Annotated in this window: 18 protein-coding genes; 16 read left to right on the top strand and 2 right to left on the bottom strand. The window is 52.6% G+C overall.

What is annotated here, in order from left to right; translation table 11 throughout:
• Nucleotides 1-55 precede the first annotated feature (55 nt).
• From ubiE to ABD892_RS04160, 10 genes are read left to right on the top strand one after another with little or no spacing between them, the layout of a single operon-like run.
• Nucleotides 56-814 carry a bifunctional demethylmenaquinone methyltransferase/2-methoxy-6-polyprenyl-1,4-benzoquinol methylase UbiE gene (gene ubiE / locus ABD892_RS04205; RefSeq protein ID WP_345194110.1) on the top strand — a complete coding sequence of 253 codons (759 nt, stop codon included), beginning with the start codon at nt 56-58 and terminating at the stop codon, nt 812-814.
• A complete protein-coding gene (locus ABD892_RS04200; RefSeq protein WP_345194109.1) occupies nt 811-1,458 on the top strand; it encodes a ubiquinone biosynthesis accessory factor UbiJ in 648 nt (215 codons plus the stop codon). Before ubiE ends, ABD892_RS04200 begins: the two co-directional genes overlap by 4 nt.
• Nucleotides 1,459-1,461: 3 nt before the next feature.
• Complete coding sequence (gene ubiB, locus ABD892_RS04195) at nt 1,462-3,075, top strand: ubiquinone biosynthesis regulatory protein kinase UbiB (protein WP_345194107.1); 1,614 nt, start codon at nt 1,462-1,464, stop codon at nt 3,073-3,075.
• 2 nt (nt 3,076-3,077) lie between these two features.
• Nucleotides 3,078-3,476: a phosphoribosyl-AMP cyclohydrolase gene (hisI, locus tag ABD892_RS04190; protein ID WP_425559168.1), complete on the top strand. Its 399-nt coding sequence runs from the start codon at nt 3,078-3,080 to the stop codon at nt 3,474-3,476.
• A gap of 13 nt (nt 3,477-3,489) precedes the next feature.
• Entirely contained in the window at nt 3,490-3,819 is a 330-nt protein-coding gene (locus ABD892_RS04185) for a phosphoribosyl-ATP diphosphatase (protein WP_345194105.1), read from the top strand.
• 38 nt (nt 3,820-3,857) lie between these two features.
• A complete protein-coding gene (locus tag ABD892_RS04180; RefSeq protein ID WP_345194104.1) occupies nt 3,858-4,193 on the top strand; it encodes a histidine triad nucleotide-binding protein in 336 nt (111 codons plus the stop codon).
• Nucleotides 4,194-4,246: 53 nt separating this feature from the next.
• The gene (tatA, locus tag ABD892_RS04175; RefSeq protein WP_345194103.1) at nt 4,247-4,510 is read left to right on the top strand and encodes a Sec-independent protein translocase subunit TatA; all 264 of its coding nucleotides are present in this window, start codon (nt 4,247-4,249) and stop codon (nt 4,508-4,510) included.
• A 14-nt stretch (nt 4,511-4,524) separates the two neighbouring features.
• The gene (gene tatB, locus ABD892_RS04170; RefSeq protein ID WP_345194101.1) at nt 4,525-4,890 is read left to right on the top strand and encodes a Sec-independent protein translocase protein TatB; all 366 of its coding nucleotides are present in this window, start codon (nt 4,525-4,527) and stop codon (nt 4,888-4,890) included.
• Nucleotides 4,887-5,648, top strand: a complete 762-nt coding sequence (gene tatC, locus ABD892_RS04165) for a twin-arginine translocase subunit TatC (RefSeq protein ID WP_345194100.1) — start codon at nt 4,887-4,889, stop codon at nt 5,646-5,648. The genes tatB and tatC overlap by 4 nt, the downstream gene beginning before the upstream one ends.
• A gap of 36 nt (nt 5,649-5,684) precedes the next feature.
• Nucleotides 5,685-6,398, top strand: coding sequence for a 16S rRNA (uracil(1498)-N(3))-methyltransferase (locus ABD892_RS04160; RefSeq protein WP_345194099.1), 714 nt, complete (start codon nt 5,685-5,687; stop codon nt 6,396-6,398).
• Between the two features lie 103 nt (nt 6,399-6,501).
• Here the strand turns inward: ABD892_RS04160 and ABD892_RS04155 are convergent, their stop codons facing one another.
• Nucleotides 6,502-8,757, bottom strand: coding sequence for a primosomal protein N' (locus ABD892_RS04155; protein ID WP_345194097.1), 2,256 nt, complete (start codon nt 8,755-8,757; stop codon nt 6,502-6,504).
• A gap of 224 nt (nt 8,758-8,981) precedes the next feature.
• Between ABD892_RS04155 and rpmE the strand changes: the two genes are divergently transcribed.
• Together rpmE and ABD892_RS04145 are read left to right on the top strand one after the other, a co-directional pair.
• A complete protein-coding gene (gene rpmE / locus ABD892_RS04150) occupies nt 8,982-9,197 on the top strand; it encodes a 50S ribosomal protein L31 (protein WP_345194096.1) in 216 nt (71 codons plus the stop codon).
• A 203-nt stretch (nt 9,198-9,400) separates the two neighbouring features.
• Entirely contained in the window at nt 9,401-10,663 is a 1,263-nt protein-coding gene (locus ABD892_RS04145) for a malic enzyme-like NAD(P)-binding protein (protein WP_345194094.1), read from the top strand.
• Nucleotides 10,664-10,741: 78 nt separating this feature from the next.
• Here the strand turns inward: ABD892_RS04145 and ABD892_RS04140 are convergent, their stop codons facing one another.
• Complete coding sequence (locus tag ABD892_RS04140) at nt 10,742-13,222, bottom strand: penicillin-binding protein 1A (RefSeq protein ID WP_345194093.1); 2,481 nt, start codon at nt 13,220-13,222, stop codon at nt 10,742-10,744.
• A 186-nt stretch (nt 13,223-13,408) separates the two neighbouring features.
• Here ABD892_RS04140 and ABD892_RS04135 point away from each other — a divergent pair, with 186 nt between their 5' ends.
• From ABD892_RS04135 to ABD892_RS04120, 4 genes are read left to right on the top strand one after another with little or no spacing between them, the layout of a single operon-like run.
• Nucleotides 13,409-14,473 carry a pilus assembly protein PilM gene (locus tag ABD892_RS04135; protein WP_345194092.1) on the top strand — a complete coding sequence of 355 codons (1,065 nt, stop codon included), beginning with the start codon at nt 13,409-13,411 and terminating at the stop codon, nt 14,471-14,473.
• Nucleotides 14,473-15,027 carry a PilN domain-containing protein gene (locus tag ABD892_RS04130; RefSeq protein WP_345194090.1) on the top strand — a complete coding sequence of 185 codons (555 nt, stop codon included), beginning with the start codon at nt 14,473-14,475 and terminating at the stop codon, nt 15,025-15,027. The genes ABD892_RS04135 and ABD892_RS04130 overlap by 1 nt, the downstream gene beginning before the upstream one ends.
• Nucleotides 15,024-15,638, top strand: a complete 615-nt coding sequence (locus ABD892_RS04125) for a type IV pilus inner membrane component PilO (RefSeq protein WP_345194089.1) — start codon at nt 15,024-15,026, stop codon at nt 15,636-15,638. The genes ABD892_RS04130 and ABD892_RS04125 overlap by 4 nt, the downstream gene beginning before the upstream one ends.
• On the top strand, nt 15,638-16,165 hold the full coding sequence (locus ABD892_RS04120) for a pilus assembly protein PilP (RefSeq protein ID WP_345194088.1): 528 nt from the start codon (nt 15,638-15,640) through the stop codon (nt 16,163-16,165). Before ABD892_RS04125 ends, ABD892_RS04120 begins: the two co-directional genes overlap by 1 nt.
• Nucleotides 16,166-16,230 lie beyond the last annotated feature (65 nt).

Below are 16,230 nucleotides of genomic sequence, written 5' to 3'. Positions count from 1 at the left end.
CGGTAACGCTAGAATAAGTCGCCCGATATCCGCACAGTAGTTTTCTGGATGAACCATGACTGACAAACACTCAAAAGAGACCACCCATTTCGGCTATAAAACCGTTGACAGGGATGACAAGCAAAAGCTGGTGGCTGAGGTGTTTCAGTCGGTGGCCGGCAAGTACGACCTGATGAATGACCTGATGTCCATGGGTGTTCACCGGTTGTGGAAGCGTTTCACGATCGAAATGAGTGCGGCCCGTCCCGGTCAGAAGATCCTCGATATTGCCGGTGGTACTGGTGATCTGACGGCCAAATTTGCCAAAATCGTGGGTGATCAGGGACAGGTGGTGCTGGCGGACATCAATGATGCCATGCTTGAGGTGGGGCGCGACAAGCTGACGGATGCCGGTGTCTGTGGCAATGTCGATTATGTTCAGGCCAACGCCGAAGACCTGCCGTTTACGGATAATACGTTTGACTGTATTACCATCGCCTTTGGTCTGCGAAATGTCACTGACAAAGATAAGGCGCTGCGCTCCATGAACCGGGTGCTGAAACCCGGTGGTCGTCTGTTGGTTCTGGAGTTTTCCAGAACGGATAATCAGCTGTTGAGTAAATTGTACGATGCTTATTCCTTTACTGCGTTGCCGTTGATGGGCAAGTTAATTGCCGATGATGCGGAAAGCTATCGTTACCTGGCAGAATCCATTCGCATGCATCCCGATCAGGATACCCTGGAGCAGATGATGAAATCCGCCGGATTCGTCCAGACCGGCTACCACAATATGACCGGTGGCATTGTGGCGCTGCACAAAGGAATCAAGCCATGACCTCGCTGCTGGAAACCATGCCCGGTACCGCCGCACGCATGGCGCTGGAGAAGGGTCTGAAACAGGTGTTGAAGCTGGATCCGGTTACCGCGAGACGCTTTGCCGAACTGAAAGGGCAGGTGTTGCAGGTGGCTGCTACGTCCCCTGTTGTGGATATCTGGCTCGTGTTTACTGAAGAAGGCATAGAGCTCCGCGCCTGTCATGAGTCTGAGGTGGATTGTGTGATTCGTGGAACCGCACCGGCTCTGGCGCGACTGGCAGTCAGTGATGAGCCTATGGCGACCCTGTTTAACGAGGGCATTACCCTGACCGGCAATTCGGATCTGCTGTTAACGGTTTCAACCATCGTCAAGCACAGTGAGTTTGACTGGGAAGCGTTGTTGGCCCGTTACAGTGGTGGTATTGCCGCGCACGCCGTGGGGCAGGTCAGCCGTGTGAGTGCAGCCCTGTTTGGCGATATGGCGGCCACGGCACGTCTGAACCTGTCAGAATACCTGCAGGAAGAGCTTCGCGTGTTGCCGCCGAAGAATGAAGTCAGTGCGTTCCGGGATGATCTGGATACGCTGCGACTGGCTGCCGACCGGTTGCAGGCACGAGTGGATCGTCTGACGGCAAAGACGCAACAGCAGACACAGGATGCCTGATCGGTGCAGCAGGTTTTTCGATTTATCAAGATAGTTTCCGTGGTGGCGCGTTATCGTCTGGATAACCTGGTTGATAGCGAGCCCTTACCCTTTTATATCCGCTGGTTCCTCAAGCTACTCCCCTGGCGTTTTATTCCCAGTCGACTTTCTCGCGGAGAACGACTGCGGCTGGCACTGATCGAGCTGGGGCCTATCTTCGTCAAGTTTGGCCAGATTCTTTCTACGCGTCGGGATTTGCTGCCGAATGATATCGGTGATGAGCTGGCGAAATTACAGGATCGTGTACCACCTTTTTCCGGAGAAGTCGCAGAAGCGATTATCCGGAAAAGTCTTGGACGACCGCCTTCCGAATTATTTGCCACTTTTAATCGCGAACCGATGGCATCGGCGTCGGTTGCCCAGGTGCACGAAGCGACACTGCACAGCGGTGATTCAGTCGTCGTCAAAGTCATCCGTCCGGGTATTGAGAAAACTATCCGTCAGGATATGTCGCTGCTATTCCTGCTGGCGCATATTCTGGTGCGAATATCCAGTGATGGGCGACGGCTGCGTCCGGTGGAAGTTGTCGCGGATTATGAAAAAACCATTTTCGATGAACTGAATCTTCAGCGTGAGGCAGCCAATGCTTCTCAGTTGCGTCGTAATTTCCTGGGTTCACCTTCGCTGTATATCCCCCGGGTGTATTGGGATTATTGCAGTCAGAAAGTGATGGTGATGGAACGCATTTATGGCGTGCCCGTGACTGATCTTTCTGCGCTGAAAGCGCAGGGCACCAATATGAAAAAACTGGCGGAGCGGGGTGTGGAAGTTTTCTTCACCCAGGTATTCCGTGACAGTTTCTTTCATGCCGATATGCATCCCGGGAATATCTTTGTCTCCTATGAGCATCCGGAAGATCCACAGTATATCGGTGTGGATTGTGGCATTGTCGGTTCGCTCACCCCTGAGGATTTGAGCTATCTTGCCCGCAACCTGCTGGCGTTTTTTCATCGGGATTACCGGATGGTGGCACAGCTGCATATTGATTCCGGCTGGGTGCCCCGTGAAACCGTGGTTAATGAGCTGGAAGCGGCCATTCGTACAGTCTGTGAGCCTATTTTTGAAAAACCGCTGGCGGAAATTTCCTTTGGGCAGGTGTTGATGAATCTGTTTTCCACCGCGCGCCGCTTCAATATGGAAGTGCAGCCGCAGCTGGTGTTATTGCAGAAAACGTTGCTGAATATCGAAGGATTGGGGCGACAGCTTTATCCCCAGTTGGATCTGTGGGCCACGGCGCAACCTTTCCTTGAGCAGTGGATGAAAGAACGAGTCGCGCCTCGCGGTGTGTTGCGTCGTCTTAATGAACAGATGCCGCAACTGATCGAGCAGGCGCCTATGGTGGCCCATCAGGTGGTGCGTGATCTGCACGAATTGCGGGACCAGCAGGAACGCATGCTGAGTCAGCGGCCGTCGCCTCTGCAGGATGGCTGGTCGCGGACATTGGGTGCCGGATTGCTGTTACTGGCCATAACGGCCTGGATCCAGCCGTCTTGGGTGGCAGCCATTCGTTGGGAGCCCGTGCTGCTGGGGGTTGCCGGCATCTATTTGTTGAAACCGGGAAGAAGAAGAGAACGGTAATGATGAATCCTGCATGGTTGGACGCGGTTTGCTGGAATGAAGATGGGCTGGTGCCGGCCATAGCACAGGATGCGGTAACGGGGCGCGTCCTGATGATGGCGTGGATGAACCCTGAAGCGCTGGAGCTGAGCGTACAGGAGAAGCGGGCAGTGTACTGGTCCCGGTCGCGCCAGTCCCTGTGGCGAAAAGGCGAATCATCCGGCCATGTTCAGCAGCTGGAAGATATTCAGCTGGATTGTGATGGCGATACGTTGCTGCTGAAAGTGAAGCAGCTTGGTGGCATTGCCTGCCATACAGGGCGTGAGTCCTGTTTCTACCGGTCCCTGTCGGAAGGGGGTTGGCATCAGACAGAACCGGTTCTGCAGTCACCGGAACAGATTTACGGCAAACCGTCACAGTAAGGAGTAGGTGGGGATGAGTGACATTCTGGAACAGTTGGCAGAAGTACTGGCACAACGTCGGCAGGCGTCACCGGACAGCTCCTATGTGGCAAGCCTGCATGATAAGGGCTTGAACAAAATATTGGAGAAAGTGGGCGAAGAAGCCACTGAGACGATTATTGCGGCTAAGGATGTCTCCGACGAAGCATCCGCAAAAGCGCTGCTTGCAGAGACCGCAGACCTCTGGTTTCATTGCATGGTGATGTTGTCGCATCTGGGACTCAGTCATGAAGCTGTACTGGCAGAGTTGGGGCGACGTTTCGGCTTGTCCGGTCTTGAAGAGAAGGCGGCCAGGAATCAGTAGTTACCGGTTTGCCCGGTATGGAACAGGAAGTGAATGCTATGAGTGACTGTATCTTTTGCAAAATCTGCGACGGTACGATTCCAGCTGATATTGTCTATGAAGATGAGCACTGTCTGGCGTTTCGTGACATACAGCCGAAGGCACCGGTTCACTTACTTGTCATTCCACGTAAACACGTGGCAAGCCTGGACGACCTCTCTGACGCGGATCGTGAGCTGGCTGGTCATATGCTGTTGACTATTCCGCGCATTGCTCGTCAGCAAGGGCTTGAAGGCGGCTATCGCACTGTGGCGAACACCGGTAAAGGTGGTGGTCAGGAAGTTTTTCATCTCCACTTCCACATTCTGGGTGGTGGAACACCGAAGCCTCTGTAAAGGGGGCTGTGATTATTTGATCAGGGCCGGTAAGGCCGCTAAAGGAAGTGTTTATGGGTTTGGGTGGAATCAGTATCTGGCAGTTGTTGATCGTACTGCTGATTGTGGTGATGTTGTTCGGCACCAAGCGGCTGCGCAATATCGGTGGTGATCTTGGGAGCGCTGTGAAAGGCTTCAAAAAAGCCCTGAACAGCGATGAGGCTGATGCCAAGGCAGACACGTCGGCCGATGAGAAGCGTCATCTGGAACAGGATGCGACCTTTGCAGCGCAGGATGACAAGTCCGGAGAGAAAAAATCCCGGGAAAAACAGTCGTAACCAGGTAGCTGATTGTGTTCGATATTGGCTTTCTTGAGTTGTTGGTCATCGCCGTGATTGCCCTGATCGTACTGGGTCCGGAACGGTTACCGGTGGCCATCAAGGTGGTCGCTGTCTGGATCGGCAGGTTGCGTCGGAGTTTTCAGTCGATTCGTCAGGAGATTGAGAAAGAGATCAATGCTGACGAGATTCGGCGTGAAATCCATAATGAATCAGTGATGGCTGAGCTGAAAAAGACCCGGGACAGTCTGCAGAATGAGGTGGACGGCCTGAATCAGCAGATTGATGCGGAATCTTCTCCATCATCCGAACATCGGCAGACGGTGCCAAACAGTACGCCGGGACAGGCGAGCAGCGGTAGCAGTAAGACAGACCCATGACCAAATCTTCCTCAACGGATAAGGAACAGCCGCTGGTACAGCACCTGCTGGAGCTACGCACTCGCCTGTTAAAAGGCTTTGGCGTCATCCTGGTGATTTTTCTCAGCCTGTTTTATTTCGCTAACGATATCTATGTTTTCGTCTCTGAGCCGCTGAGAGTGTATTTGCCGGAAGGCGCGAGCATGATAGCGACGGATGTTGCGTCGCCTTTCCTGACACCCTTTAAACTGACGTTGGTGGTGGCGGTATTCCTGTCGATCCCCTTTCTGTTGCACCAGGCGTGGGCGTTTATCTCGCCGGGGCTTTATCGGCATGAAAAGCGTATAGCGATTCCGCTGTTATGCGCTAGTGTTCTGCTGTTTTATGCGGGCGTGGCATTCGCATACTTTGTGGTATTCCCATTGGTGTTTGGTTTCTTCACCAGTGTCGGGCCCGAAGGTGTCGCGATCATGACCGATATCAATCGGTATCTCGACTTTGTCCTGAAGATGTTTTTTGCTTTCGGACTGGCGTTTGAGATTCCCATTGCAACGGTGTTGCTGGTATGGTCCGGCGTCGCGGATGTTCAGTCACTGAAGGCAAAACGCCCTTATGTTGTGGTGATATGCTTTGTGTTTGGTATGTTGCTGACACCGCCCGATGTCATTTCCCAGTCACTGCTGGCAGTTCCAATGTGGCTGCTGTTTGAGGTGGGAATATTGTTTTCCGGCCTGGTTCAGCGCCGTGATGATACCTCCGATCAACAGCCTCAGGGTTGAGGCTGTTCCTCCTTCTTCTGCCAAATTCTCTATTGTATGAATCTGTTATTACTGGAAGAGAGCGATTTCGTCTCGGACGCCCGGGTTGTAATCAGTGGGCGTCGTTTATCTCACGTGACGGATATTCACCAGGCTAGCATTGGCGATACCCTGCGGGTAGGGCGCGTTAATGGCTTGATGGGAGCAGGCGTGATTCAGGTGCTGGATACCCACCAGATGGTGCTGGATGTCACGTTGACGGAAACACCTCCGGTGTCTTTGCCGTTAACGGTTCTGCTGTCTCTCCCTCGCCCGAAAATGCTCAAGCGCAGCTTGCAGACTATGACAGCCATGGGCGTCAAGCGCATCGTCTTGATGAACAGTTACCGGGTAGAAAAAAGTTTCTGGCAATCGCCATGGTTGGCAGAAAATAAATTACGGGAGCAGCTGGTGCTGGGGTTGGAGCAGGCGCGGGATACCCTGCTACCTGAAGTTGTCTTTGAAAAACGTTTCAAACCGTTTGTCGAAGATCGTCTGCCTGCGATGCTGCAGGGAAAACGGGGGCTGGTTGCGCATCCCGGTGATAGCGGGCGTTATTGCCCACGACAGTTAACGGAAGAAATTGTCCTCGCCATCGGGCCTGAAGGTGGCTTTATTCCCTACGAGGTGGAAAAGCTGGAAGCGTGTGGCTTTGAGCGTATCCATCTGGGGTCACGAATTCTGCGAGTAGAGAATGCCATTCCAGTACTGATCAGCAAGTTGTTTGACTGACTTGGGAGCTATCTGTGAAGAGTGTCTCAAGCTGCTGGCGATGATGTCGAACAGAGGCTGTGTGACATCATCCGAACCATGGATGTTATTAGAGGGTAAATCCTTAGCCTATCTCCAGTGGATCAACATCCACAGACCAGCGGATTTTTCTGCCCAGCGGTGATGATTCCATCGCAGGAACCAGATGGTTGAGGAGTGTATGAAGTGGTCCGCGACTGACGCCCTGAAGAAACAGTTGCATGCGATAACGGCCCTGACGTTTTTCCATCGCTGCAGGCATGGGGCCCAAAACTTTTACACCCATCGGTCCCGCGAGATTCTGTGTTTGGATTATCTGTTGCGCATGGCTGGCAACAGTTTCCAGAAATTGATGGGCATCGTTCGCATGGGTTGCTTCTGCCGTTAATAGCGCCATATAGCCGAATGGCGGCAGACTGATGGATTGACGCTGAACGAGCAGACTTTCCGCAAACGCATCGTAGCCTTGGGTAACCAATTGCTGCAGTTGCTGATTTTCCGGGAACTGGGTCTGAATGATAACGTGCCCTGGTCGTGTGCTTCGTCCAGCGCGTCCGGCAACCTGCAGCAGGAGTTGGCCCACTTTTTCCGGACCACGGAAGTCTGCACTGAAAAAACCGCTGTCAGCATTCAGGATGACGACCAGCGTGACTTTGGGAAAGTGATGCCCCTTCGCCAGCATCTGGGTGCCTACCAGAATGGCGGGTTCGCCCTTGTGGATAATAGTGAGCATATCGCTGAGTGCCGTTTTGCGACGTGTACTGTCCCGGTCAATGCGGAGCACTTTGGTATTACGAAACTGTCTGGCCAGCACTTCTTCTGAACGTTCTGTTCCCTGGCCGACAGGTGCCAGATGGCGGCTATTGCAATGGGGGCATTGCAGAGGGATGGGGCGCTGCAGATCACAGTGATGGCAATGCAGATGAGGTGGTGTGCGGTGCAGGGTCAGATGTGCATCGCACTGTGGACAATCCATCAAATGGCCACATTCATTGCACGACAATGTTGGCGCATAACCCCGTTGATTCAGAAAGACCAGTGCCTGCTCGCCACGTTGCAGGGTTTGATGGATGGCCTGTTCGACGGTTTCACTCAGCCCCGCGTTCAGCTGTTTTCCTCGGATATCCACAAGTTCCAGATAGGGTGGTTTGGCGTTGCCAGCCCGCTGGTTCAGCTTCTGATAGCGGTAGCGATGGTTTTTGGCATTGTGAAGTGATTCCAGTGACGGTGTGGCACTGCCTAACACGACAGGAACATCCCGCAGTTTTCCACGGTAAATGGCAAGATCCCGGGCTGAGTAACGGATGCTGTCCTGCTGCTTATAGGAGAGGTCATGCTCTTCATCGACGATGATAAGCCCAAGATAAGGCATGGGCGTGAATATGCTGGACCGGGTGCCAATGATAATGCCGGCTTCCCCATGAAAGGCGGATAGCCAGCCATTCAAACGTTCTCTGTCGTTCAGTCCTGAGTGCAGAACGGTAACCGGAACATTAAAACGGTTGCGGAATCGCTCCAGTGTTTGAGGTGTCAGTCCGATTTCGGGTACCAGCACCAGCGCCTGTTGCTGTTGCTTCAGCGTGTTATGAATGGCCTGCAGATAGACTTCGGTTTTTCCGCTGCCGGTGACGCCATGCAGTAGTGTGGTACTGAACCGGTTGGCATCACAGGTAATGGCTTCCAGTGCCTGCTGCTGTTCATGGTTCAATACCAGTTCAGACGTTTTCAGTATCGGGTCATAACTGTGGAAGGGGCGCTTTTCTGGTATATGGGAATAGGATTCCGTCAGACCTTTCTCGGCCAGCTTTTTCAGCATGGCGGTTTCCGCTCCCAATGCCTTGAGGGCGACTTCGGTTGCACCTGTGGGGTGTGTCTTTACGATTTCCCATGTCGCTTGCTGGCGGGGAGCACGATTGAGTTTCCCGAGAATGGCTGGATCGATATCGGACGCTGGTCGCCAACAGGTGTGTGCTTCCTTGCTGAGGTCATAACCCTGCCTGAGCATGACCGGTAATGCCTGGCTCAGTGTGTCGCCGAGGGAGTACTGGTAATAGGTGGCCGCCCATCGACACAGTTGAAGAATGTCATCCGTTATTACAGCTTCCTGATCGAGAGGAACGTCTGCGCGCTTCAGTTTTTCGATAGGAAAATCACTGTGGGTGGCGGTGTCGATCAGGATGCCTGTCACCTTGCGTCGGCCAAACGGAACTGTCAGCCGCATGCCGGGTCTTACTAGTGACAGATCACCGTTCTCCGGTGGCAGATAATCGAACAATCGCCGCAGGGTAACCGGCAGGGCAATCCTGAGAATCAGGGGAGAGTCGTTAGAAGTGGTTGACATGGTTTCGGTAAATCGCGTTCCGGCAGGCCCTTAATTGCAAAAAATGGTAACAGATTGCCGGTTCAACTGTCTTTGCTTGGCGTTTGCTCTCTGGTAGTATTCGCGCTCTTCCGGACAGGATCCGGCGATTCCCCGTGGATGGCCGGACCTGAAACCTGCATGCGGTGCCTGTTGATCAACACATTAACGGGTGGCGGCATGCCGAAACACAGAGGTGAGCTCACATGAAACAGGATATCCATCCTCAGTACGAAGAAATTACCGCTACCTGCAGCTGCGGCAACGAAATCAAGGTTCGTTCCACCCTGTGCAAGGACCTGCAGCTGGACGTATGCTCCAAGTGCCATCCGTTCTACACCGGCACTCAGAAGGTGATGGATACCGGCGGCCGTATCGAACGCTTCCAGCAGCGTTTCGGCAAGCTCAGCACCCGTCGCTGAGTTTTCGGACTCTGTCAAAAAAGGCGCCCTTACCGGCGCCTTTTTTGTTTCTGATACGTATTATCCTGCAGAAAAACACTTTCGGAATGGACTTACCTGCTTGCCAAATCCCCTGAAATGGCCGTCATTGCGGTTGTTCACCATTTCCCTTTCCTATATTCTCATGGCTCCGCGCAGGTACAACAACATCGGAAAAAAATACAATGGCTGAGGACATGAAGCAAGCCGCTCTTGACTATCACGCAAACCCCAAACCCGGCAAAATCAGTATTGAGCTGACCACGTCGGCTGAAACCGCACGTGATCTGGCACTGGCCTACAGTCCCGGCGTTGCCGAGCCGGTCAGAGAAATCGCCAAAGATCCCGAAAACGCCTACAAATACACCGCAAAAGGCAACCTGGTTGCTGTTATCAGTAACGGTTCCGCCATTCTTGGCCTGGGCAATCTGGGCGCACTGGCCAGTAAACCTGTTATGGAAGGCAAGGCGCTGCTGTTCAAGCGATTTGCCGGTGTTGATTCCATCGATATCGAAGTTGAATCAGAAAGTCCCCAAGCCTTTATTGATACGGTCAAGCGTATTGCTAACACGTTTGGCGGTATTAACCTCGAAGATATCAAGGCGCCTGAATGCTTTGAGATTGAGCGTGCACTGATTGAGCAGTGTGAAATTCCCATTTTTCATGATGACCAGCACGGTACAGCGATTGTGACTGTAGCAGGTATGCTGAATGCCCTTGAGCTGGCAGGTAAGGACATCGCTTCCGCCAAGCTGGTCTGCCTGGGCGCCGGTGCAGCCGCTATTGCCTGTACCAAACTGTTGATCAGCTGTGGTGTGAAACCTGAAAATGTCAGCATGCTCGACAGCAAAGGTGTTATCCATTCTGGCCGTACTGACCTGAATGAATACAAGGCGGCCTTTGCCATTGATACGGATAACCGGACCCTTGATGACGCTATCGAAGGTGCGGATGCATTCCTGGGGCTTTCTGGTCCTAACCTGCTGTCAGCGGAACAGCTGCTGAAGATGGCTGAAAACCCGATTGTTTTCGCCTGCTCTAACCCAGATCCGGAAATTAACCCGGATGTGGCCCGTGAGGTTCGCCCTGATGTCATCATGGCAACCGGCCGCTCTGATTTTCCGAACCAGGTGAATAATGTTCTGGGCTTCCCCTTCATTTTCCGAGGTGCACTGGATGTTCGCGCCAAGGCGATCAATGAAGAGATGAAGATTGCAGCGGCCCACGCTATCCGTGAACTGGCGAAAGAGCCTGTTCCCCAGGAAGTGCTCGATGCTTACGGTGCTGATGCGCTGGAGTTTGGTACAGAGTACATCATTCCCAAGCCAATGGATGTGCGTCTTCTGGGTGTGGTTGCAGCCGCTGTGGCCAAGGCTGCAGTCGATACCGGCGTCGCTCAGCTGCCTTATCCGGCCAACTATCCGCTAAAGAGTGTTGACGATATCTGATCGTTGATATCGGACTGACTCTCACCAACAAAAAAACCCGCTTAGCGGGTTTTTTTGTTGTCTGGTATCCCTGCAGTTTTAGAAAATTTCGTCAGGATTGAAGGTTTCAGTCTCCAGGGTCGGCATCTGCTCATCAGAGAAGTCGGCCTTTGGCGCCTTTTCTGTGCGGAATATTTCAAAAATGGCATTCGGGTCGTCAGGGCGTGCCGGCTTGCCGGTTTCCGGATTGATCTTGATGGTCGTGATGCCTGCTGGTTGTGGCAGGTAGGACTCTGGTACGTCTTTCAGTGCCGTACGCATGAATTCAACCCACATTGGCAGTGCGGCATTGGCGCCGTATTCCCAGCGTCCCAGTGGTCGTGGTTGATCAAATCCTAGCCAGACGGTGGCCAGAAGGTCAGGATTGTAACCCGCAAACCAGACGTCTTTCTGGTCGTTGGTCGTCCCTGTCTTGCCGGCCAGATCGTCACGCGTGAGTGCCAGGGCGCGGCGTCCCGTCCCCTTACGAATGACATCCTGCATAATGCTGTTGATGATGTAGTTGACCCGCTCACCCATCACCCGTTCCGCGTAGTTGATGGTGAACGGGGCGCTGGTAGGCAATGCTGACATCAGCGCAAAATCATTGATAGTACTGGCAATACTCGGCGACAAGGTTTCGTTAGGCATCAGATCACTGATAGCCTGCTCTGCATCGGGCTGGCTCTTGTGAATGTCGGCACAGTCCCGGCAGGCCGTCGGAGGATTGGCCTGGAAGACCGTTTTTTCGAGTCGGTCGATTCGCTGGATCAAATGGGGCTCTACCCGGAAGCCGCCATTGGCAAGAATGGCATAGCTGGTTGTTAGTTCCAGGGGCGTGAGGTCGGCACTTCCCAGTGACAGCGAAAGGTTGCGGGGTAATTTATCTCGTGGAAGTCCCAGCTTTTCCATGTAGTCAATGGTGCGTTGGATGCCAGTGCGTTGCAGTACACGTATAGAGACCAGATTGCGGGAGCGATACAGACCCTTTCGCAGGCGAGTGGGACCATAGAATTTCATGTTGTCATTCTGTGGCCGCCAATGGCTTTCGAGTTTGTCATCACTGAAGACGATGGGGGCATCATTGATGAGTGTCGCAGCGGTCATGCCATTGGCAATGGCGGCACTGTAGACAAAGGGCTTGAAGGCGGAGCCAGCCTGACGACTGGCCTGAGTAACCCGGTTGTATTTACTGTCGTAGAAGTTGAAGCCGCCAACCAGAGCCTCAATTGCACCGTTTTTGGGTGAGATGGCGACCAGGGCCGCTTGGACATCAGGGATCTGGCTGAGTCGGTAGCTTCCATCCGGCTGTTGTCTGACGCGGATGAGGTCGCCCACAGCCAGGATGTCTTCCGGTTTCTTGGGTTTGGGGCCTTGACGGTTGACTGTGATGTAGGGGCGAGCCCATTCGATGCCTGTCCAGGGGAGTTGAGCTGTCTCGCCTTTCTTGAACAGAATTTCGGTGGAATCACCATTAAAGGCGGTGACGATGGCAGGTTTAAGCTGTCCAATACGGCCAGTGCTCATGAGTGCCTGGTGCCAGTTGTCTGGTGAGTCGCCCAACTGGGCTTCAGGGCCTCGGTAGCCGTGGCGCTCATCATAGGCCTGGATGCCGTTGTCGATGGCTTTATTGGCTGCTACCTGATTGTTGCTGTTAACGGTGGTATAAATTTCATAGCCGTCTGTATAGGCTTCCTGCCCAAATTGCTCCACGATTTCCTGACGAACCATCTCTGCGACATACGGTGCCTCCAGTTCAATGGGGAGGCCGTGATATTGCGCCGTGACAGGTTGCTCGATAGCCGACTGCATATCTGCCTGGGTGATGTAACCCAGGTCGTACATACGGGACAGTATCCAGTCTCTCCGAATCAGGGCGCGACGGGGATTGGCAAGTGGGTTGTAACGGGATGGCGCTTTGGGCAGGCCGGCAATCATGGCCATCTCGGCCAGAGTCAGTTCACGGGAGGGTTTTCCGTAATACACTTGTGCAGCCGCTTCTACGCCATAGGCTCTGTTGCCTAGATAAATTTTGTTCAGATACAGCTCAAGAATCTCGTTTTTGCTCAGCTTTCTTTCGATTTCCAGTGCCAACAGGATTTCATTGAACTTGCGGGAGAATACACGCTCATGGCTGAGAAATAAGTTTTTGGCAACCTGCATGGTGATGGTACTTCCGCCTGACTGGATCTTGCCGGTGGAAACCAGCTGGACGGTGGCGCGTAGGAGGCCCATGACATCGACGCCATTGTGGGAGTAGAAGCGGTCATCCTCCGCAGCCAGAAACGCTTTGATCAGTGGTCTTGGCAGGTCCTCATACTGGATGGGACTTCGGCGTTTTTCGCCGAACTCGGCAATCAGTTTGTTGTCTGCCGAAAATACCCGTAGAGGGGTTTGCAGGCGGATGTCTCTCAGGCTGTCGACCGAAGGGAGCGCCGGACTCAGATAGAGAAAGACGCTGGCGGAAATGAGTAGTGCACCACAAAATGCAGCAATGCCGCACCATAAGCCAAATTTCGCCAGTTTTACCGCTGTCTTCATAATTTCTTCAGTTAAATTAAAGAGTTACGCTTCTGTTGAGCGTCATTTAGCGTGAAAGAGTGGCCATTATAAGCCCGTGACGCCCCGATAGCACAATTGCGCTCATGTGCTGTCTGTTATTTAATGAAAAAGGTAACATAAGATAATGATATAAAAAGATATACTAACACTTACGGGATAAAAACAGTGCTGGGGCTGCTGAATAAGAAATCGAACTCCCTGCTGGGGATTGATATCAGTTCCACATCCGTGAAGTTACTGGAGCTGAGCCGGGGCAGCAAACAGTACAAGGTTGAGGCCTACGCTGTGGAGCCTCTAGCGCCGAATGCGGTTGTCGACAAAAACATTAACGATCTTGACGCTGTCGGTGAGGCGATCAAGAAACTCGTGTCCAAATCCCGAACCTCGCTCAAAAATGCGGCGGTCGCCGTTTCCGGTGCGGCTGTTATCACCAAAACTATCGATATGGACGCCAGCCTGAATGATGATGACATGGAAAGTCAGATCATGGTTGAGGCGGATCAGTATATTCCTTACCCGCTTGATGAAGTCGCAATTGATTTTGAAGTACAGGGGACGCACGAGAATAATCCGGGAACCGCTGAAGTTCTGATTGCCGCCTGCCGTCGGGAAAATGTTGAGATGCGTGAGGCGGTGCTCGATCTGGCGAGCCTAGCGGCCAAAGTCGTTGATATTGAAGCCTATGCTATGGAACGAGCTTTTGAAATGGTTTTGCCCCAGCTCAATGTCGATGCGGCTGATCCCACCGTTGCGGTAATGGATATTGGCGCGACTATGGCGACACTGAGTGTGTTGCAGGACGGCAAAACAATTTATACCCGCGAACAGATGTTTGGTGGTCGGCAGCTGACTGAAGAGATTCAGCGTCGTTATGGGTTGAGCGCTGAAGAGGCCGGTTTGGCCAAGAAAACGAACGATTTGCCCGATGATTATGGTCCAGAGGTGCTGGAACCTTTCAAGGACGCGGTGGTGCAACAGGTTTCACGCAGTCTTCAGTTTTTTTATTCAGCCAGCCACTATAACGACGTTGACTGTATCGTGCTTGCCGGCGGTACGGCTTCTACGACGGGGCTGGCTCAGTTGATTGAAGAAAAGATTGGTACGCCTTGTGTCGTGGCTAACCCGTTTGCCGATATGGCTGTTGCCAGTCGTGTGAATGCCAGTGCGCTGACCAATGATGCCCCGGCGATGATGATCGCATGCGGGTTGGCCATGAGGAGCTTCGACTGATGGCAAAGATTAACCTGTTGCCCTGGCGAGAGGAGCTTCGCCAGGAACGGAAACAGCGTTTTCTCATCATGCTGGGGGCATCCGCTGTTGCGTCGCTCGTCCTCGTGTTCTTTATGGGGACTTATATTGATGGTCAGGTTGATACTCAGCGTTCAAGAAATCAATTTGTTCAGAAGGAAATCAACGGGCTGAATTCGCGCATTGCGGAAATAAAAAACCTCAAGAAACGCCGTGAAGAGTTGCTGGAGCGGATGGGGGTTATTCAGAGCTTACAAGGTAATCGACCTGTTATTGTTCGAGTGTTTGATGAGCTGGTTCGTGTGGCGCCGGATGGCGTGTATTTCACGTTTCTGGATATGCGGGGCAACAACATCACAATAAAGGGAATAGCGGAATCTAATAACCGTATTTCAGCCCTGATGCGACAGTTTGACGAGTCTGAATGGTTTGACGGTCCGAATCTGACGGCGGTTAAGGCCTTGGGGGATGGACGTGGTAGTAGTTTTGATCTCACCGTATTACAGGTGACCCCCAAGCGGGAGGATGAGTCATGAGCCTTGGTGATTCATTACAGAAACTCAACGAATTTGATATCAATGACCTGGACTTTGAGAACGTCGGTTCATGGCCACCGGTTGTCAAGATTATTGCTTGTGTGTTGGTTTTTGTTGCCGTGATAGGTATTGGTTATCCCCTCTATCTGAGCGATATGCAGAGTACCTTGGATCAGGTGGTACGGAAGGAGCGTCAGTTGCGCGAGGAGTTCCAGACCAAAGCGTTTCAGGCAGCCAATGTGGAATCCTATAAGCAGCAGATGGTGGAGATGGAGACATCGTTTGGTGCTTTGCTCAGGCAGTTACCCAGTGATACTGAGGTACCTGGCTTGTTGGAAGACATTACTTATCTGGGTGTTGGGTCAGGATTGGAGTTTAACTTTATCAATCTCCAGCCTGAGGTGGTGAATGCGTTCTATATTGAGTTACCGATCAGTATCAGTGTGAAAGGGGGGTACCATGATATTGGCAGCTTCGTCAGTGGTGTGGCTAACCTCCCCAGAATCGTTACTTTACATGACTTCAAGCTGACCCCAGGTAGTTCTGGGGGAGTACTCACGATGCAGATTCTGGCCAAAACCTATCGTTATAACGATAAGGGGGCACAGTGATGAAGCATACAGTGACGGGTATTGCAGCTATTTTGGGAGCGGTTTTGCTACTCAGTGGTTGTTCCGGTGGCGCGAATCATGATGATTTATCACGATTTATGGACGAGGTCAGGGCAAAGCCCAAGGGGCAGATCAAACCATTGCCAACGTTTACCCCTTATGAAAGTTTCACTTACAGTGCTGGTGGCATGCGAAGCCCTTTTGAGCCACCCATCAAGATTCAGACAATCAAGCAGCGGGTGAACAGTGATATCAAGCCTGATTCAAACCGCGTGAAGCAATTTCTGGAAAATTTTCCGGTTGACAGTTTCTCTATGGTTGGGACTCTCAGCAATAGTGAGGGAATCTGGGGACTTGTTCGCACGGAGGGCAGTGTTTACCGGATTCGGGTGGGTGACTATATTGGCCGGAATCATGGGCGTATTATTGCTATCACTGAGGCGGGTATTCAGCTTCTTGAAATTATACCAAGTGGCCCGGAAAGCTGGGTGGAAAGGCCGAGAACACTGACCTTGACTGAGCAATAACTACGGCCTGCTCAAGACATGCCGATAACAAAAACAGAATTACGAAAATGACAAGTGTGTGGGTA

The organism is Kistimonas scapharcae (assembly GCF_039540975.1).
Classification (GTDB): Bacteria; Pseudomonadota; Gammaproteobacteria; order Pseudomonadales; family Endozoicomonadaceae; genus Kistimonas; species Kistimonas scapharcae.
The sequence above is the reverse complement of the archived record's forward strand: the minus strand, read 5'-3'. Positions and strand labels throughout refer to the sequence as shown.

Excerpts from the sequence above, each read along its gene's own strand:
- ABD892_RS04145 (WP_345194094.1), top strand. The coding sequence starts at position 9,401 with ATGGCTGAGGACATGAAGCAAGCCGCTCTTGACTATCACGCAAACCCC.
- ubiE (WP_345194110.1), top strand. The coding sequence starts at position 56 with ATGACTGACAAACACTCAAAAGAGACCACCCATTTCGGCTATAAAACC.
- ABD892_RS04120 (WP_345194088.1), top strand. The coding sequence starts at position 15,638 with ATGAAGCATACAGTGACGGGTATTGCAGCTATTTTGGGAGCGGTTTTG.
- tatC (WP_345194100.1), top strand. The coding sequence starts at position 4,887 with ATGACCAAATCTTCCTCAACGGATAAGGAACAGCCGCTGGTACAGCAC.
- ABD892_RS04180 (WP_345194104.1), top strand. The coding sequence starts at position 3,858 with ATGAGTGACTGTATCTTTTGCAAAATCTGCGACGGTACGATTCCAGCT.
- ABD892_RS04160 (WP_345194099.1), top strand. The coding sequence starts at position 5,685 with ATGAATCTGTTATTACTGGAAGAGAGCGATTTCGTCTCGGACGCCCGG.
- tatA (WP_345194103.1), top strand. The coding sequence starts at position 4,247 with ATGGGTTTGGGTGGAATCAGTATCTGGCAGTTGTTGATCGTACTGCTG.
- ABD892_RS04185 (WP_345194105.1), top strand. The coding sequence starts at position 3,490 with ATGAGTGACATTCTGGAACAGTTGGCAGAAGTACTGGCACAACGTCGG.
- ABD892_RS04200 (WP_345194109.1), top strand. The coding sequence starts at position 811 with ATGACCTCGCTGCTGGAAACCATGCCCGGTACCGCCGCACGCATGGCG.
- ABD892_RS04125 (WP_345194089.1), top strand. The coding sequence starts at position 15,024 with ATGAGCCTTGGTGATTCATTACAGAAACTCAACGAATTTGATATCAAT.
- ABD892_RS04140 (WP_345194093.1), bottom strand. The coding sequence starts at position 13,222 with ATGAAGACAGCGGTAAAACTGGCGAAATTTGGCTTATGGTGCGGCATT.
- ABD892_RS04130 (WP_345194090.1), top strand. The coding sequence starts at position 14,473 with ATGGCAAAGATTAACCTGTTGCCCTGGCGAGAGGAGCTTCGCCAGGAA.
- hisI (WP_425559168.1), top strand. The coding sequence starts at position 3,078 with ATGAATCCTGCATGGTTGGACGCGGTTTGCTGGAATGAAGATGGGCTG.
- ABD892_RS04155 (WP_345194097.1), bottom strand. The coding sequence starts at position 8,757 with ATGTCAACCACTTCTAACGACTCTCCCCTGATTCTCAGGATTGCCCTG.
- rpmE (WP_345194096.1), top strand. The coding sequence starts at position 8,982 with ATGAAACAGGATATCCATCCTCAGTACGAAGAAATTACCGCTACCTGC.